This window comes from Opitutaceae bacterium TAV5 (assembly GCA_000242935.3).
Taxonomy (GTDB): domain Bacteria; phylum Verrucomicrobiota; class Verrucomicrobiia; order Opitutales; family Opitutaceae; genus Geminisphaera.
Window position 1 is genome coordinate 301,676 of the sequence record CP007053.1, and the last position, 18,043, is coordinate 319,718.

Consider the following 18,043-nt stretch of genomic DNA (forward strand, 5'->3'; position numbering starts at 1 on the left):
CATCGCCCGGTGCGATCCCGTACTCCCACTCTCCCGAGGCAGGCAACCCGCGTTGCCTGCCTTTTGTTTTGCGCCGCCGCCCTGCTGACCGCCCTCCCGGGCTCCGCGCTCCGCGCGCAGCCGCGTGACAATCTCCCCGAAGCCCCGTACATCCGCATCACCCCGCCTGACCAGGCCGAGGGACGCAAGATCCTCCAGGCGTTTCGCGGCAAGAGCATCGCTTCGCCGTACTATTTTGATTTCGTCCTCCGCGTCCTGCCGCGCCGCGGCGCCGGGCGCACCCTCTCCGGCCACCTCCGCGGCGACCGCAACCCGCACGGCCCGATCTCGCGCATCAGTGTGACGCTCCCGGATGGCGCCGAAGAGCGCCTCCTCGTCCAGGGCGGCCCCTTCCCGCAAGCCTGGACCTGGCGCACCGGCCAGGGAACGGCCGGCACGCCGGTCGGCGCCGACGCTCTCTTCGAACCCGTCGCCGGCACGCACCTGACGGCGTTCGACCTGCAAATGCAGTTTCTCTACTGGAACGACTTTACCTTCGAAGGCGTCACCCGCCTGAAAAGCCGTCCCGCCCACGTTTTTCTCCTCCGGCCCCCGCCGGAAATCGCCGCCCGCCAGCCCGCGCTCAAAGGCGTGCGCGTTTACCTCGACACCCAGTTCGGCGCCCTCGTCCAGGCCGAGCACGTCGGCGAAAACAACAAAACCACCAAAGTCATGTCGCTGGTCGAACTGAAAAAGATCGGCGACCAGTACATCCCCAAGGCCTTCGACCTGCGCGACGAAGCCACGCGCGACAAAACCCGTTTCCTCGTCACCGCGGCGGCGCTCTCCCAGGAATTTCTGCCGCCGGTGTTCGAACCCGGTGCGCTCGGCGACTCCCTGCAACCGCCGCCCGCCGGCCAGCTCGTGCGGATCGAGCCGTAAGGGGATTTTCGATTAATACCAGCGTCCCGAATGTTTTTGATTTTACACCAAGGCCGCAAAGGACGCGAAGAAGGTAACTGGCAATCCTTTGCGCTCTTTGCGGCCTTGGTGTAAAAATCCGAAGGCTTTGGGGCTTTGGTTACAGCTTTATTTGAACCGCTCTAAACGTTCTCTGCCCTCACCCAAAACACACAAAGATCACCACGTCTTGTGATGAACTATCCGGGTTAGAAACAACCCCCTTGCGCTTCCTCCTCTCCGGCGCGGCAGCGCCCGATCGAAAATCAGGAAGCAAAAATCGAGAATCCCCCCTCCCCTTCCCCGGGCACTTCCCCGTCAATCCGGCACGCCTCCTGCTTGATTCCGCTTTCGCCAGCCCGGCTGGCAAATCATCCACCTTGGGTGCAGGGGCCTTCCGGATGACGGGAGAGCGGCTCTGTCTTGGTGCGGCTATTCACACGCACACATCACACCGCCCATGAGCACTGCCATTGCCAACCGTCCCGCCCTGTCCGGGATCGACCCCGTCGCCTCGACCTTCATCGCCCCCGAACCCGCCACCCGTCCGCCCGATTTTCTCGGCTACGTCCCCTGCCCCATCCGCACCGAGCTCCGCCGCCGCCTCGCCCGCGCCTTCCGTTATGCCGCACCGGAACCCGTGTGGCATATCGCGCCCCGCAGCGGCGACCCCGACCCGTACGACGACCTCTGGCGCCACGGCGACGCCAACACGTTGCCCGGCCTCATCACGGAAGTCGGCTTCGGCAATTTCCTCCGGCCCGCCTTCGCCTCCCGCTGGCTCGACACCGGTTTTTACGAAGCGCCTGCCAGGTCTGCTGCCGGCGCGCAGGCGGATGTCGCCACTATCCGCCCCGAATTTCGCGAGGCCGGTCTCGTCGATCCCCGCGGCATTTTCCAGGTGTATGCCGCCTTCCCCTGCGTGATTCTCGCCGATCCCGAAAAACTGCGCGGCCGCCCGCTTCCCGCCACCTGGGCCGATCTCCTTCACCCGCGTTACCGGGGCGACGTCATTCTTCACGGCAGCGACGACACCGTCCACGAAATCGTCCTCTTCAATCTCTGGCGCGACCACGGCGAGGCCGGCCTGGCCGCGCTCGCCGCCAACGTCCGCGATTTCTGGTCCCCGGCCCGCATCGTCGCCACCGCGGGTGCCGGCGATCCGTCCGGCGCCGCCCTCTACGTGCTCCCTCTGGCCTTTGCCCGGGACGGGGCCCGGCCCGACAACACCGTCCTCGTCTGGCCGGCGGAAGGCGCCTGGTGCATGCCCATGTACCTCTTTGCCCGGCGCGACCGCCGGTTGCCGGTCCGCTATGTCCTCGATTTTTTTGCCGCGCCCGAGTGGTCGTATTTTCTCGCCCACGCCGGTTTCCCGCCCGCCGTAGCACCCGCGCATCCGGCGCCCCCGCTCCTTGGCAAGCTCCGCTGGCCCGGCTGGGAGTTTGTCCGCACCCGCAATCTCGAAGCCCTGCGCGCCCCCCTCCAGGCCGCCTTCCGCCGCGGCCGGTCGAGAAAGGAAAGATGATATGCCGACCGGCGGCCCGAAGATCGGGATTTTGGAGAAGGTAACAGAGAGAAGACTGACAGGGCCATTATTTCAGTCCCTCTGCTTTCCCTCTGTTCCCTCCGTTGTCTCCGTTGTCTCCCCGGTGATCCTGGAAAAAGTTTTTTGAACAGAAGAAAACGAAGGACACGAAGATATGAGCCAGGAAGAAACCGGTCGAAGGGAGAGGGTAATTCATTTGTTTTTAATAAATTGAGCCGGGATTCCAGTTGCTGGCCAGAAGCCCGGAACCTGGTTATGCTTCGTTCTCTTTGTCCGGATTTTTTTCAGCCGCAAAAGAGCGCAAAAATCCTCACGCCGATGAAACGTTGCGTGGCGCTTATAAGCGCCATGGAGAGTTTCTCTGCAAAAAAGACCCCTTTGCGCCCTTTCGCGGCCATACCTCCGGGCTCTTCGTACCTCGCTGCTGCTCAAAAATGGACATTCCGCCCGGTAATTTTGACCACGTCCATGTTTCCCGACAACCTGGCATGTCGTCTGCTTCACTGGACGACGTCCGGTGAAGCGGACAAAACCATACACCTTGGGTGCAGGGACCTCCCGGATGACGGGAGAGTGGCCCTGTCTGGGTGGACCGAATAAAATCGTCCATACGCCGCATCCGGCCAATCCAGCCAGCCGGACCGCCAGCGACCGGTTCTCCCGGCGCGACGGAATGCCCAAGGTTTCCTGATCTCAGCTTTTCAGGTTTCAGTTTTCCCCAAGGCACTCCGTTCCGTCCCGGCGGCCCCGGACGCTCACTGTCGGCGCCTTCATGGTGATCACCACGCGTCCTGAATCCTGTCCTTCATAACCGACACGAGTCCCTTAAACCAAACTTCACCTGTAACATCGGTGGTGGCGATGCCGCCGGCCCTGCGCCCTTCCGGGCATAACCGGTAAACCCGCACCGCACGCCACTGCGGCGGCCCCCGAAGCCGCCTCTCCACCGACCCCATCGGGCCGATGTTTTTCTGCCGCCTGTCCGGGTTTCTCCGCCGGGCGCAGTTTCTGTCTATAAACAAATCTTCAATTCATTGATTCAAAATATCATGAAATCTCTCATCCAACACGCCTCCGGGCGCGCTTGCCCGCAGGTTCGCCAACCTGCTTCCGTCCTCAAAGCCATCCTCTTCAGCCTCTGTGTCCTCTCGGGCACGAGTGCAGGATTCGGACAAACCGTCTTCAACAATGGCTGCGTTAATATTATCACGGGATCGAGCCCTATCGTGTATACTGATGTTGCCATCGGCGATACTGTTGGTAAGACACACGTCTTCGTCTCGGGCCTTGATGTTGAAGCCAGCGGCATGTTCCGGCTCGGGCGCGGCAGCTTCGCCGGCGCGTTGCCGCCTCCGACTCCCGCAGCCTTGGCTCCGTTTCCCGACTTCTGCTCGCTGGTGCTGGCCAACAGCGCCTCTCTGGAAATCACCGGCAGCGGGCACCTCTGCCTGGGCGGCGTCACCGGTTCCGGCAACGAGGTCATCGTCCACAGCGGCTCCACCCTCGTGACACCGAGGATTCACCTCGGCGGCATGCAGGCCCGCGCAACCACCAGTCCCGATCTCACGGATGACAACCGTGTGCTCGTCACCGGGGCAGGCTCCACGCTGACAGTCGGCAATGCCGGTCTATTGATTGCTTGGCCAACCGTCGGCACGATCACCGACCTCCCGGTTTACCGCAATAACCTCACCATTGTCGATGGGGCCACCGCCACGGTGAACGGACCGATCAACATCAGCTCCCACGGCAGTGACCCGATTACCGGCACCGTACGCGAAAACAACATCCGCATCGGCAGCGGCTCCTCGCTAAGCTGGTCGGGGCAGACTAGCGCGGCTGCTCTCCAGAGTCTCGTTGATCGCGGCTATATTCTCTTCAAGGATAACTACATAGAGACAGTTTATGGGCCTCCCGGCCTTCTGAACGAGCCCTCCGTCCGCTGGTTGACGGAAACTCAGGTCATTTCCGGGACAGTCGGCAGCGTTTCCGTCACCTTCGATGCTGGCACCGGTATCGCCACCGTAAGCTACACCGAGTATTGATCGCGTAACCACTATACTCTTGGTCCTCGCCCGCCAGGAGATCTCCCTGGCGGGCCATTCGTCCGCAACTCCTCCCTCATATATTTTGTCCCCTTTCATTCCCCCGCCGTCTTTCGTTCCGCCGATTACAATACACTAATATTATGAAAACAAATTACACATTAGCGTCATGTGCGCTCCTGCTCGGTCTCGCGGGGGGATTTCCCTCACTAGGAGCCATCACAACTCCCGTTCAGGGCACCGTAATACTATCGACGAGTGAAAATTTTGGATCTACCCAGATCACTGTAGGCGGCGGCATCAACCCGATCGGGCATCTCATCCTCCAAGAAGGAACCTTTAATAGTTCTGCCACAGGCACCGCAATAAGCATACAATCTGATTCATCATTTACGGTAACAGACGGAGCCATCTTCACCACGTCAGGTTATATTAATGTATCAGGTTTTACTAATTCCAGCTTCACCGTTTCCAACGGCGCTCAAGTGACTGCCAAATTGAATCTCAGTGACGCCAGCACAAACCTGGTCACAGGAGCAGGCTCCGTGGTGAATACAGATATTCTTTATATATCAGGTGGTTACACCTCACTTGAAGATAGTGGCTATCTTGTTTTTACAGCGACTTCTTGGGATTGGGAGTTTTACGCCGACTCAGATGCCATCCTAAACTTTGACGGCGGCTATTTCGCCTTGGCCGGAACCACATCCAGCGCTGCCTACACTGCGTTCTCAAGTTGGGTTAGCTCGGGACAAGTAAGTATCGGCGGAATCGTCACAACAGCATTGGCGGATTTTACCATCACCTCGGGAACTGGGGATTACTCGGGCTACACCCTTATCACCGCTTCTTCGTCCCCCGTGCCTGAGCCGGCGACGTATGCGGCCATCGCAGGCAGCGCGCTGCTGGCCTTCGCTCTCTTGCGCCATCGCCACGTCCGGGAAACCGCCTGCCATCCCTGAAATCATACAAACCGTTTTACAGGAGGAAACGGAGAGAACGGAGAAAAAGATCATAGCTGATCTCTCTCAGTTCATAGCTCCGGCCCTTCCCTCCGTTTCCTCCGTTCTCTCCTGTAGAAATATTCCTTCCCGACATGCGTTTCCCGGTTCGATTACTGCCCGCTGCCCTCGGTCTCCTGTTGCCCGCTCTGTCGGCAGCGGCGGACAACGACCATGATCATGACGCCACCGTCGCCTTGCTCTTCGCGTTCGATGCCGACTATGGCGTCTATGGGTTGGACGAGGGGGCGGAGGACGATCCCGCCACCTACGCCCTCACCAGGAGCCTTGAATCGGCCCTGACCAGCGCGCTCCATGTCGGTTACTATAATCCCTGGAACCTGCTCACCGTCACCGGCGACTCCACCGGAATCAACACCGCCGGGCTCGTGATCGGTGAAAACTCCGACTCCAACGGCGTCTTCCTTGGCCGTTTGGCCGCTTGGACCGTCACGGCTTCCGACACCTCCGCGCTCATCGTGGGCAACTACGGCGGCGGCAACGTCCTCTCCGTCACCGGCGGGGCCAAACTCGTCACCGGCACGGCCGTCAACATCACCATCGGCGCATGGTCGGAGGGCAACCGGGTCGAAATCTCCGGCAAGGATGCCGCCGGCACGACCGCCTCCTCCTGGGAGTATGCGGGGGCGATCACCGTCGGCTACTTCGGTGGTGGCAACACCCTCGAAATCAGGGACGGAGCCACCGTCACGGCCCAGGTTACCTCGGCCGACACCGCCACCTACATCGGCTACGCCTCCGACGGCAACGCCGTCACCGTCTCCGGCGCGGGTACCGTCTGGAACGCCACTGCGAGCGGCTCCACTCCGGGCGGCCTGTATGTCGGCTACGGCGGCTCCGACAACATCCTCACCATCTCCGATGGGGCCGTGGTGGAGAGCCGCCTCGGGGGCGGCACCTACACCACCGACAAGCGCAACATCATCGGCTTCGAGCAGGATGCCACGGGCAACAAGGTCATCGTCGACGGGGAGGGCTCGCGGTGGGATACCCTCAATGTGACCGTCGGTTACGAAGGCTCCGGCAACAGCCTGGAAATCACCAACGGAGGTATGGTGAACAACAATTTTACCTTCCTCTATCTTGGCGCCTGGGCAGGATCCGAAAACAACACAATCAAGGTCTCCGGCGAAGGCTCCGAGTTGATAACCAGCCACCTCCAAATCGGCGGGGGCGGAGAGACTCCCAGTCTGAGGATTCCCGGCGGCGGCTCCGACAACCGGCTGGAAATCCTTGACGGTGGCGCGGTGAGGGTCACCACCAACAACGCGACGATTCATATCGGCTCCGGGGCGGAATCCCGCGGTAACAGCGTGTTGGTCAGCGGCCCCGGCTCGACCCTCACCATGGCGAGCACTGGAACCGACGCGATCACCACCCTTCTGGTCGGGGCTTACGGCGACGACAATCTCTTGGAAATCAAGAATGGCGGCGTGGTGAACAGTCTAGGCGGCACCATCGGCTACTGGCAATACTGGGATGGTGGGGGAGCTTATGCGGCCGGCATGTCCACGGACAACCGGGCGCTCGTCACGGGCAAAGACTCGGCGTGGAACATGACGGGCGCACTCAATGTTGGTTATGGAGGGCAGGACAACCGCCTCGACATCGAGGATGGCGGCGTGGTCACCAGCGGCACCGGCGTCATCGGCTCGGAGCAGGCACGCGATGTCATGGGGGCGCCCGCGATCTACCGGGGGGCCGACGGCAACACCGCCCGCATCTCGGGCCGGGATGCGGCGGGCAACGCTTCCGCATGGGAGGTGGCTGGCGCTCTCACCGTGGGCCGGGGCGGCAGCGACAACACTCTCGCGGTCGAGGCGGGTGGACGGGTGACCAGCGGCGCGAGCGTGGTCGGCGTCATGTCCACCGTCACCGAGTATAATCCGGCCTCTGCGATCAGGGACGGCACCAACTACGGGGCCGACGATAATGCAGTCCTCATCTCGGGTCGGGATGCGGCGGGCAACGCCTCCGCGTGGGAGGTGGATGGCAAGCTCACCGTGGGCCAGGGCGGACAGCGCAACACCCTTACCATTTCCGATGGCGGACGGGTGACCAGCGGCAGCGGCCTCATCGGCCAGTATGGCAACATCAAGTGGGAGGCGCGGAACGTTGACTCCGCCACGATCTCCTACGAGCAGACGGGAGCCGACGACAACGCGGTGACGGTGACAGGCGCGGGCTCACGCTGGGAGATCACGGGCGACCTGACCATCGGCTTCGACCACAACGGCAGTTTCGCCAGCGCCTACAACGTTAACGGGCTGATTTACACCAACATGGTGGCGCAGGTCTTCCTCGGCAACGCCACCGGCAACACGCTGACCATCGGTGAAGGCGGCCTGGTGGCGGTGACAGGCGATTTCAGCATTACGGCGGGCAACTTCTTGCAGATGGCCTACGGCTATTTTGCGTGGGAGGGTGACAACGTCGCCGCGCTCAACGCAATGATCGCGGCAGGCAGCATCAAGTTTGGATGCTGCAGTGGCGAGACCAACACGTTTTACACCGCCGATTCGGAAGTCGGGAGCTCCTTCACCTACAGCGTGCTTTACTACGAAAGCCAGGAGGCGGTCACCGCCGCCTTCGGCGATGCGCTCGGCGGTGTCAATCTGCTCAACTACACGATCCTCGCCATGACCTCTGCTGTGCCCGAGCCCGCCACCTGCGCCGCCCTCGTCGGCTTGGTCCTGCTCGCTTTTGCCGCCTACCGGCGGTTTGGCGCAAAGAGGCAGAAATGAGCGGTTGTTTTTTTAAGGGGAGCCAAAGGTGGATGTTTGGATGCGGGATTTGCATGAGGATGAAGATCACAGGAGTGAACAGAGCGAACGGAGGACGAGTAAAACCGGCCGCCTCCGTTGCCTCCGTTTTCTCCTGTAAAAAACAATCCGGTTTCGCCCTGCTCGTCACCATCATCCTTGTAGCGTTCCTCGTTCTGGTGGTGATGGCGCTGGCCACCTTCACGCGGGTGGAGACGCAGGTCTCGACCAACAGCCAGCACCTGGCCCGCGCCCGGCAAAACGCCACGATGGCGCTCAACATCGCCCTCGGCCAGGTGCAGGTACTCACCGGCCCCGACCAGCGCACGACCGCCGAAGCCAGCCTTGAGTTCCCCACCGCCGCGAACCCGCGTTGGGTGGGGGTTTACGGGAACACAAACGTCGCCTCCTATACCGACACGCCCTCCGCCATCAAGCAACTCACTCCGGCATTGCTCAACTGGCTGGTCAGCGGCAACGAGAGTGTGAGCTTTACCGCCAACAGCGGCACCACCACCACCCACGGGCGGATCGAGAAGCCGTATCCGTCGGAATGGCCCTTCACTCCCGAAGCTGCCGTCACCTCCGCCGACAACGCCGCCTTGGCCGACGCCACCGCGCTGACCGAAAGCCTGAAACTGGATGGCAAGCCCGCGCGGCTCCTCGTCGGCCCCGCCACGGCAGGCGACATCACGCCTGCCTCCAACTACGTGCTCGCGCCCTTGGTGGACGTCGCCGTGCCTACCGGCAGCGTGCCCGGCCTTTCCTCCGGCGATCCGACGTCCCAAACCACCATCGGCCGCTATGCCTGGTGGGTGGGCGACGAAGGCGTGAAGGCCCGCGCCAACCTGCGCGACCGTTATCTGCAAACGTCCGACTCCGCCGACCGGTATTACAGCTTCGTCACCGCCCAGCGCTCGGCCGTGGAGCTGATGACTTGGAAAAAAAGTGCCCCCGCCGGCATGGCCTCCACCATGGGCCTCTCCACCTCCGACACCTCCTTAGACCGCATCGGCGCCGATTACGATTTCACCCTTCCTTCGCTCAGAAACATCCTCTCGCTCAACCAGCTTCCCTTTCTCGGCGGCTCATCGACCGCCACGCAAAACCTCGCCACCGCCGCCCGCCAGCGTTTCCATGATCTCACGACGGCCAGCTATTCCGTGCAGGCCGACACCTTCGCCGGTGGCCTCAAAAAAGACCTCACCGCCGACATCGCCGACACCACCAGCGCCGCCTCCGGCAATCGTCCTGCGGATACGGATACCCTTTTCAAACCCCAATCGGCCTCCGATCCCGGCATCCCCACCTGGGGCCAGCTTCGCTCTTGGGCACGGACCACCGCCGCCCTGGAAAACCCGCAGGCCATCGAGCCCAAGCCCGCCACCGCCACCCAAGCCGGCATCGGCCCCGTCATCAGCATGGCCGGGCTCGGCTTCGGCTTTGAAATCCGGGATCACGACAGCGAAACCGGCGGCGGCAAGTTTTACCTGCGGCTGTTCCCGACCCTGGTGCTCTACAATCCCTACACGGTGCCGATCAAGGCGCATACCTATCAGATCGGCTTCGCCCTGCGCCGGCCCGGCAACGGGAAAGTCGGCTTCTCCTTCGACCTGAAACCCGTGCCGACCACATGGGTTTTCGACCCAGAGGACGAGACTTACGAATTCAGCAGTTGGGGTGACTACAAATCGTGGGGCACCTACACCCTCAACGACTGCCCCGACGTGGACAACGGCAAGGATGCCCCCGGCTTCATCTCCTTCACGGTCCAGACCGGGGACATCCCGCCGGGGGAAAGCCACATCTTCACGCTCGACAGTTCCGAGGGCGCGAAGAGCTACACCTCCGCCAACCTCATGACCCACGGCACCAGCGGGCTCAGCCGTTGGGTGACTCTCCGGGTCGCGCTCGACGAGACGCTGCCCAACGACGCCTCGTTTTGCGCCACATCAAGGGGCATGAATTTCGACGTTTCTTCGCCCGACGGCTACAAGGACGCGCACATGCAGGTGGTTCTGGCCGAGCCGGGCGGGCTCACCCAGTCGGGCGTGCAGCCGGGGACGCCCACCGATGCCTGGTATCAGGGCATTCTCGACTGCGCGCCCTACGGCGCGGGTTTCGATAGCTGCTGCAAGGTGAGCAACGTCATCATCCTCTCCCCCATCCCCCCCTGCCCGGCCGACCCGGCCATTCTGCTCAGCGAGCTCGAAGCCTCCGCCAACACCGAAACCGAGCCCTACTTCGGCCTGAATGTGCAGGCGCAGATGGAAGCCTCCGCCGGCAACACCCTCGGCGGTTATACGGAAGGCAGCATGGGTACGGGCCGCACCCGCTGGCTGGTGCAGAGCAATATCCGCGCCCCCGTCGCCGCCCGCTCCAAGCTGGATGCCGGCACCATGAACTACATGGGGTCGGGCAGTCCCGGCTACGCCGCCACCTTCCGCACCTCGTATTCCAAAACCAAGGCCACCCGCAACGCCATCCTCTACATGACGCTGGGCAACGATGCCCGGGCCTCCTCCGGGCCGGGGCAGGACGCCAGGGACGTCCTCGTCAACAGCACGCTCTTCGACATCCTGCCGCCCGCCGGGGGGCTGCTCTCACTGGGCCAGCTCCAGCACGCCCCGCTCTCGCTGCTCGGCTTTTATCCCGCCTACCCCTTCGGCAACTCGGCGGCCGACATGCGCCTTGCCCGCAACGCCCACTACGCCACAGGCGTCCTCCGCCCTCCGGGCGCGCTCGGCTCCGGCTCGGGCACCTTCAACAAGCCCTACTACGATATCTCCTGGCACCTCAACCGCGCGATATGGGACCGGTATTTCGTCTCCGCCGTGCCGGCCTCGTGGACTGCGGCCGATGTCGCCGCCGGGAAGCCGCTGCCCAATGCCCGCATGACTGTCTACCGCCGCGAAGGGGCTGCACCTGCTATCGACGAACTCCGTTATTCCGGTTCCGGAACCAATGCAGCCTATGATCGCGCCGCCGCCCATCTGCTGGTGGCGGGCGGCTTCAACGTCAACTCCACCTCGGAGCAGGCCTGGCGCGCCCTGCTGGCCGGGACCAATCAGCTTCCCAACGGCACCGCGTATTCCGGCAGCGCTTCCGGAAAGCTCAACGCAGTCACGCCTCGCTTCGCCCGCAACGCAGGAGCCATGAACTGGACGGCCGACAGCCTCGAACGAGCCGACTACTCCGGCAATCGGGAACTCGCCCTGCGGGAAGGCTCCGAAACCGTCTCCGAAGCGGCCGACCGCCTCCCCTGCGTGGTGGATGAGCTGGCCAAACGCATCGTCGAGGAAGTGCGTCTGCGCGGTCCCTTTCTCTCGCTCGGCGACTTCGTCAACCGCCGCATCGTCTCCTCCACCAGCAGCGCCCCGGCTACCGGCGTCAAGGGCGCTCTCCAGCGCGCCATCGACCGCATGCAGGCCCCTTACGAAATCAATGTCTCCGACAACATCTACGACATCCCCATGGGGAAAAACGAAGACTTCCCCAGCTGGAAAAGCTGGAAGGACTACGTCAACAAGCCGCCAGACATCCTGGTGTCATACAGCGACCTGCCGGTCGACTACCTTCCCGCCAACCCTGGCGACAGCAAGGCCCACTTCCTCGGCAAGGATGCCGGCGAGCCCGACGGCGCCTTCATGAGCCGGTCGGCTTACAACCCCAAATTCCTCACCCAGGCCGATCTCCTCTCCGTGCTCGGACCCGCGCTCTCCGCCCGGTCCGACACGTTCCTCATCCGCGCCTACGGCGAGGACGTCAATCCGCTCGACCCGACCGACATCCGCGCCCGCGCCTGGTGCGAGGCCGTCGTCCAGCGCACGCCCGACTATATGGATACAACCGACGATCCCCAGGTTCACCCGAAGGACGCCACGCAGGAGATCAACCGCAAGTTCGGCCGCCGCTACAAGGTCGTCTCCTTCCGCTGGCTCTCGCCCGCCGACATTTGAGCACGAATCCATGAGCAGGAAATCTCCCACCTCCCCCGGATTTTTTTTAGCCGCAAAAGAGCCCAGGGCGGCTGAGCCGCAACCGAAGGGAGAAGAATGGCCACGAAAAACACGAAAAAACACACCGCGGATGAAATCCTCCATCGCGCTTATAAGCGCGCGGGAGGTTCCCGCCGGGCAGAAGGGAATTTTGTGCTTTTTGTGGCAATCCCGGTTTGAAAAAGGCCGAAATCGAGCGCCAATGAACCGGATTTTTTGCCGCAAAAGAGCGCAAGATCCTCACGCGGATGAAACATTGCGTGGCTCTGCGAATGTGAGTTCGCAGGCAGCGGAAGCCAGCCGATTGTCCGCGAACTCCGGCAACCTGCGCCGGCCTGCACCGACCTGCGAACTTACGTTCGCAGCTACACCGCGCCGCGACCTTCAGCCTTTCAGCTTTTCAGAGTTTCCGACTCATCCGTCACCATGAAATCACTACGGCTTCTCATCCTTCTCCTTTTCGGCATTTCAGTTTTCAGTCTTCAGCTTTTTTCCCAAGGCGCTCCCCGCACCTTCCGCGTGCTCAACCTCGCCGGCAAGATCACCAGCCTCACCTCCGACGGCACGGGCCAGGGCGCCATGCTCTACTTCGATTCCGATGCCGGGAAACCCGTCACGGTGCCCGTCCCTGCCGGTCAGTTTCCGCGCGCCCGCCCCATTCCTCCCGGCGGCGAACTGAAACTCTACCGCTACGAAATGGCCCCGGCCGATACGCCGCCGGAGGCCATCATTGCCTGTTGCCGCGTCGCCGTCGCCGCCGGCAAGCCCCGCAAGGTTTTTGTCGCCACGGTCAGAATTCCCGCCGGATACGAGCGCGCCCTCGTTATTCTCACTCCCGCCCCCGGCGACGATCCCCGCGGCAAACTGGATACGCATGTCTACGACGGCTCGCCAGGTATTCATAAATCCGACACAGTTCTCGTTTTCAATGCCACGCCGTCAGACGTCGCGCTCAAGCTCGGCGAAAACATCCTCGAAATCCCCGCCCGCGGCGTGCGGATCGGCCCCTTTATCGGCGAGGAAGGCGCCATCCAGGTGAAACTCGGCCTGCGCTCTCCCGGCGGCGACTGGAAACTCGCGCTCACCACCGTGCACTCCGCCCGCCCCGGCTATCGGGTGCTGGCCGTCATCCGGCCATTGACCGACGACCCACGTACCCCGCCGGTCCTCAACCTCGATTACGAATACGCCCCGCCGCAAGGCCCCCTGCTGGCCCGGAAACCGTAACGGCATGACCCCGGACTGTACCAACGCGTCAAAACCCGTGAATTTTCACATAAAGATCGCAAGGCCTACAAAGGACCGGGCTTCCGAAGCTTCGCGTTCTTTGAGATCTTTGTGTAATATCAAAGCCCCAAAGCCTCCGGATTTTTACACCAAGGCCACAAAGAGCGCAAAGGATTGCCAGTTACCTTCTTCGCGTCCTTTGCGGCCTTGGTGTAAAATCAAAAACATTCGGGACGCTGGTATAAAATCAAAAACATCAGGATTGCCTCCTGTAAACACCCGCGCCTCCCGATCATCATGAATCCACGTCTCCACTACCCGCGACTCGTCTCGCTTCTGCTTGTTTTCAGTCTTCCGCTTTCAGCCCGATCTCTCACCGATGCCGCCGGGCGCAGCGTCACCGTGCCCGACAGCGTGCAGCGCGTCGCCGGCACCGCGCCGCCGCCCACGCTTCTCGTTTACGCCCTCGCGCCCGATCTCCTCGTCTCCTCCGACACCCCTGCCGTCTCCTCCTTCTACGCGCCCGGCACCCGGCTGCTCCTGCCGGAGTTCACCCGCCTGCCCGTGGTCGGCGGCTGGCACGGCTCCTCCCGCGGCGCCAACATGGAGGCGCTCCTCGCCCTCGATCCGCAGGTCGTCGTCGCCTGGCGCAACGACTTCGCCATGGAGCCCGTGCTCCGCTCCTTTGAAAAATTCGACATCCCCGTCGTATTCGTCAACCAGGACCGCGTCGCCGACATCCCCGGCGCGCTCCGTCTTGTCGGCCAGGCCATCGGCCGCGCCGAGGCCGGAGAAAAACTCGCCCGCGACGCCGAGGCCCGGCTCGCGCAGGTTCGCAAGACCGTCGGGGCCGTCCCGCCCGAAAAACGCCCTTCGATTTACTACGCGCAGGGCGCCGACGGCCTGCTCACGCAATTTTCCGGCTCGTACCACTTCGATCCGTTCCTCGTCGCCGGCGGCCGGTCGCTCTTTCCCGGCGAGCAAAAAACCATGATGGGCATGGAGCGTGTATCCCTGGAGCAGATACTCGAAAGCGACCCCGCCGTCATCGTCGCCACCGACACCCGCTTTGCCCGCGCCGTGCGCACCGACTCCCGCTGGTCCGGCATCGCCGCCGTGCGTGACGACCGCGTCCTCGTGATCCCGCGCGATCCCGTCAACTGGCTCGACCGCCCGCCGTGTTTCATGCGCGTCCTCGGCGTGCAATGGCTCGCCAGCGTCCTCTACCCGGAGGCGTATCCCGGCAACATCGTGCAGGAGACGATCACTTTCTACCGCGACTACCTGCACCAGACCATCGACGAAAAAACGGCCCGCCACCTGCTGGCCCCGCAATAAAGTGTCCCGATTTTTCCGTGACGGAAGACACGATTGAACAGAAGATCATGAAGGAAATACAGATACCTCTGGAGGACGTCCGGTGACCCGCGTACGAAGTGTTTCCCGAACCGGAAGAAGTCCGGATACAGGCAAGAGGGGAGCATGCCAGAAGCATCTTCGTTCCCTTCGTAATCTTCTGTTCAAAAACAGGGAAACCGTCCCTCCCGGTACGCCCGCGCGCGCGACGCCTCGGCCGGAGTCCCCGGCCCGCGCATGGCATCCGCTCGCGATCCTCGTGCCGGTGCTGGTGTGCACTGTGTTTCTGGCGCTCGGCGCCGGGCGCTACGGCATCGGCTGGGGCGAACTCGTCGCCCTGCTCGCCGGCCGCGCCCCGGCGGCCGACGCCGACCGCTGGGCCAACATCTTTTTCCAACTCCGCCTGCCGCGCATCGCCGCCGCCGCGCTCGTGGGTTCCTCGCTCGCCGTGGCCGGCGCGTCGTACCAGGCCATGTTCGCCAATCCGCTCGCCTCGCCCAATCTTTGCGGCGTGCTCGCCGGTTCCTGCTTCGGCGCGGCCCTCGGCATGGTCATCAGCGAGAGCTGGATCGTCGTGCAACTGACAACCTTCGTCTTCGGCTTCGCCGCCGTCGGCGTGGCGCTCGGCATCGCCACCGCCTTCCGCCGCGCCTCCGATCCCATGCTGCTGCTCATCCTCGGCGGCATCGTCGCCGCCGCCCTGTTTTCCGCCCTGCTCGCCATCGTCAAGTACACGGCCGATCCCTACGACAAACTCCCCTCCATCGTCTACTGGCTGATGGGGTCGCTCGCCGCCAGCGAATGGACCACGCTCCGCCGCGTGGCGTGGCCGATGCTCGCCGCCATGCTCCTCCTGCTCTCGCTCGGCGGCCGCCTCAACGTCCTCAGCCTCGGCGACGACGCCGCCCGCGCCCTCGGCATCCACGCCGGCCGCGTGCGCCTGCTGGCCATCCTGCTCGCCACCCTGCTCGGTTCGCTGACGGTCGTGCTCGGCGGCGAGATCGGCTGGATCGGCCTCATCGTGCCGCACGTCGCCCGCCTTCTCGCCGGCCCCGACAACCGCCGGCTGCTCCCCGCCAGCGCGCTGCTCGGCGCCTCCTTTCTCATCATTGTGGATACGTTTGCCCGCACCGCCTTCCGCATCGAGGTGCCGGTGGGCATCGTCACCGCGCTCCTCGGCGTCGTCGCCTTCGTGCTCGTGCTCGGCCGCGTGCGGAAAGGCTGGGCATGACTCCGCTCCTCGAGGCCTCCGGCATCCATTTCGGCTACCCCGGCCGCCCCGTGCTCCACGATGTTTCGCTCCGCCTCCGTCCCGGCCGTGTGGTCGCGCTGCTCGGCCCCAACGGCAGCGGCAAGAGCACCCTTCTCCGCATTCTCCTCGGCCTGCATCGTCCGCACCGCGGGCACGTCTTTTTCTCCGGCCGGTCCACCGCCCGCATGACCCGGTCCGCCATTGCGGAAGAAGTGGCCTCCGTCCCCCAGCACGCCTCGGTCGGCTTCGCCTGGACCGCGCTCGATGTCGTTCTCATGGCCCGCGTTTTCCGCCAGCGCCACCCCTTCGCGCGCAACACCGCCGCCGACCATGACGCCGCCCGCGCCGCCCTCTGCCGCCTCGGCGCCGCCGGCCTCGCCGACCGCGTGTTTTCCACGCTCAGCGGCGGCGAACGCCAGCTCGTGCTCATCGCCCGCGCCCTCGCCCAGGAATCGCCGGTGCTCGTCATGGACGAACCCGTCACCGGACTCGACTACGGCAACCAGATCCACCTCCTCCACCTCATCGCCGACCTCGCCCGCACATTCGGCAAGGCCATCCTGCAAACCACGCACACCCCCGAGCACGCCCTCGCCTCCGCCGACGAGGTCATCCTGCTCCGCGACGGCCGCATCCTCGCGCAAGGCCGGCCCCGCGACCTCCTCAACCCGTCCGCGCTCGCCTCCCTCTATGACATTCCGCCCGGCCGCCTCGCCGGTTTCCTTCGCGACTCCCGGATGTCCCCCGGCCCCGCCGGAGCAACAGATGCGCAACACTTCACAAAAACCGGCCCCGTTCCTGGCCCGGATCAGGCTCATTCCCGGTTAGCCAACAACCGAAACAACAACCGCGAATGAACGCCACCGCCACGCTCCCCGACGAGGCCGGAGCCCTCCTCGACGACGAACCCGTTTTCCCCGAAACGGAAACCGGCCTTCGCCGCGCCCTCGACTACCTCGGCTACGCCCCCTGCCCCGTCCGCTCCGAAATGCGCAAGCGCCTCCACGCCTCCTTCCGCCGCGCCGGCCTCGACCCCGTCTGGTACGTCCCCTCCGGCTGCCACGAGGAAAACGTCTACGACAACCTCTGGCAGGACGGCGACCCGGCCCGGTTTCCCGGCATCGTCTCCGATCTCGGTCTCGAAGACCTGCTCCGGCCCGCCTTCGTCTCCCGCGCCCTCGACGCCGGCGTCTACACCCCGCTCTCCCCCGCCCTGCCCGTCCGCGACGCGTTTCGCGACGCCGGTTTTGCCGATCCCGCCGGCATTCACCATGTGTATGCGGTTTTCCCCTACGTCATCCTTGCCGATCTCGAAAAACTCGGCTCCCGCCCCCTGCCCTCCGGCTGGGCCGATCTTCTCCACCCCCGCTACCGTGGCGACGTCGTCATCAACGGCGAGGCCGGCGACATTCACGAAGTCCTTCTCTTCAACCTCTACCGCGACCACGGCGAAGCCGGCCTCGCCGCCCTCGGCGCCAATGTCCGCGATTTCTGCCATCCCTCGCGCATGGCCAAGGCCGCCGGCTCCGGCGATCCCGACGGCGCGGCGCTCTACGTGCTCCCGTGGTTTTTCGCCAAAAGCGCCCCCCGCCGTGAACGCACCGCACTCGTCTGGCCGGTCGAGGGCGCGTACGCCAATCCCCTCTACCTCTTCGCCCGGCCCGACCGCCGCCCGCCCGCACAGCACGTCCTCGACTTCCTCACGCGCGGCGAATGGCCCGCGCTCCTCGCCCGCGTCGGCTTCCCCCCCGCCACGCCCGGCGCGCCCGACCTCCCCGGCAAACTCCGCTGGCCCGGCTGGGAGTTTGTCCGCAATCACGATCTCGCCACCCTCCGCGTGCCCCTCAATGAGGCCTTCATGAAAGGGAGGATATGAAGGCGGAAGTTTGAAGTTCG

13 protein-coding genes are annotated in these 18,043 nt (G+C 63.9%); 10 read left to right on the top strand and 3 right to left on the bottom strand.

Annotated features, from left to right (window positions below; translation table 11 throughout):
• The first annotated feature begins 9 nt into the window (after positions 1-9).
• Entirely contained in the window at positions 10-921 is a 912-nt protein-coding gene (locus OPIT5_01725) for a hypothetical protein (protein AHF89165.1), read from the top strand.
• Between the two features lie 478 nt (positions 922-1,399).
• Positions 1,400-2,464 (top strand): hypothetical protein, encoded by a 1,065-nt coding sequence (locus tag OPIT5_01730; protein ID AHF89166.1) that lies wholly within the window; start codon positions 1,400-1,402, stop codon positions 2,462-2,464.
• A gap of 305 nt (positions 2,465-2,769) precedes the next feature.
• Here the strand turns inward: OPIT5_01730 and OPIT5_01735 are convergent, their stop codons facing one another.
• Complete coding sequence (locus tag OPIT5_01735) at positions 2,770-2,883, bottom strand: hypothetical protein (protein ID AHF93973.1); 114 nt, start codon at positions 2,881-2,883, stop codon at positions 2,770-2,772.
• A 381-nt stretch (positions 2,884-3,264) separates the two neighbouring features.
• Positions 3,265-3,507, bottom strand: coding sequence for a hypothetical protein (locus tag OPIT5_01740; protein ID AHF93974.1), 243 nt, complete (start codon positions 3,505-3,507; stop codon positions 3,265-3,267).
• 285 nt (positions 3,508-3,792) lie between these two features.
• On the opposite strand from OPIT5_01740, the gene OPIT5_01745 reads away from it, so the two are divergent.
• From OPIT5_01745 to OPIT5_01755, 3 genes are all read left to right on the top strand, one after another.
• Positions 3,793-4,530, top strand: a complete 738-nt coding sequence (locus tag OPIT5_01745) for a hypothetical protein (protein ID AHF93975.1) — start codon at positions 3,793-3,795, stop codon at positions 4,528-4,530.
• 1,096 nt (positions 4,531-5,626) lie between these two features.
• Entirely contained in the window at positions 5,627-8,296 is a 2,670-nt protein-coding gene (locus OPIT5_01750) for a hypothetical protein (GenBank protein ID AHF93976.1), read from the top strand.
• A 59-nt stretch (positions 8,297-8,355) separates the two neighbouring features.
• Positions 8,356-12,273 carry a hypothetical protein gene (locus tag OPIT5_01755; GenBank protein ID AHF93977.1) on the top strand — a complete coding sequence of 1,306 codons (3,918 nt, stop codon included), beginning with the start codon at positions 8,356-8,358 and terminating at the stop codon, positions 12,271-12,273.
• Between the two features lie 149 nt (positions 12,274-12,422).
• Here OPIT5_01755 and OPIT5_01760 read toward each other — a convergent pair whose 3' ends face one another.
• Entirely contained in the window at positions 12,423-12,569 is a 147-nt protein-coding gene (locus OPIT5_01760) for a hypothetical protein (GenBank protein ID AHF93978.1), read from the bottom strand.
• 169 nt (positions 12,570-12,738) lie between these two features.
• On the opposite strand from OPIT5_01760, the gene OPIT5_01765 reads away from it, so the two are divergent.
• From OPIT5_01765 to OPIT5_01785, 5 genes are all read left to right on the top strand, one after another.
• Positions 12,739-13,539, top strand: a complete 801-nt coding sequence (locus tag OPIT5_01765) for a hypothetical protein (GenBank protein ID AHF93979.1) — start codon at positions 12,739-12,741, stop codon at positions 13,537-13,539.
• A gap of 297 nt (positions 13,540-13,836) precedes the next feature.
• Positions 13,837-14,877: an ABC transporter substrate-binding protein gene (locus tag OPIT5_01770; GenBank protein AHF89167.1), complete on the top strand. Its 1,041-nt coding sequence runs from the start codon at positions 13,837-13,839 to the stop codon at positions 14,875-14,877.
• An 82-nt stretch (positions 14,878-14,959) separates the two neighbouring features.
• Positions 14,960-16,126, top strand: coding sequence for an ABC transporter permease (locus OPIT5_01775; GenBank protein ID AHF89168.1), 1,167 nt, complete (start codon positions 14,960-14,962; stop codon positions 16,124-16,126).
• Positions 16,117-17,004 carry an iron dicitrate transporter gene (locus tag OPIT5_01780; protein AHF89169.1) on the top strand — a complete coding sequence of 296 codons (888 nt, stop codon included), beginning with the start codon at positions 16,117-16,119 and terminating at the stop codon, positions 17,002-17,004. The genes OPIT5_01775 and OPIT5_01780 overlap by 10 nt, the downstream gene beginning before the upstream one ends.
• Positions 17,001-18,023, top strand: coding sequence for a hypothetical protein (locus OPIT5_01785; GenBank protein ID AHF89170.1), 1,023 nt, complete (start codon positions 17,001-17,003; stop codon positions 18,021-18,023). Before OPIT5_01780 ends, OPIT5_01785 begins: the two co-directional genes overlap by 4 nt.
• Positions 18,024-18,043: the final 20 nt, after the last annotated feature.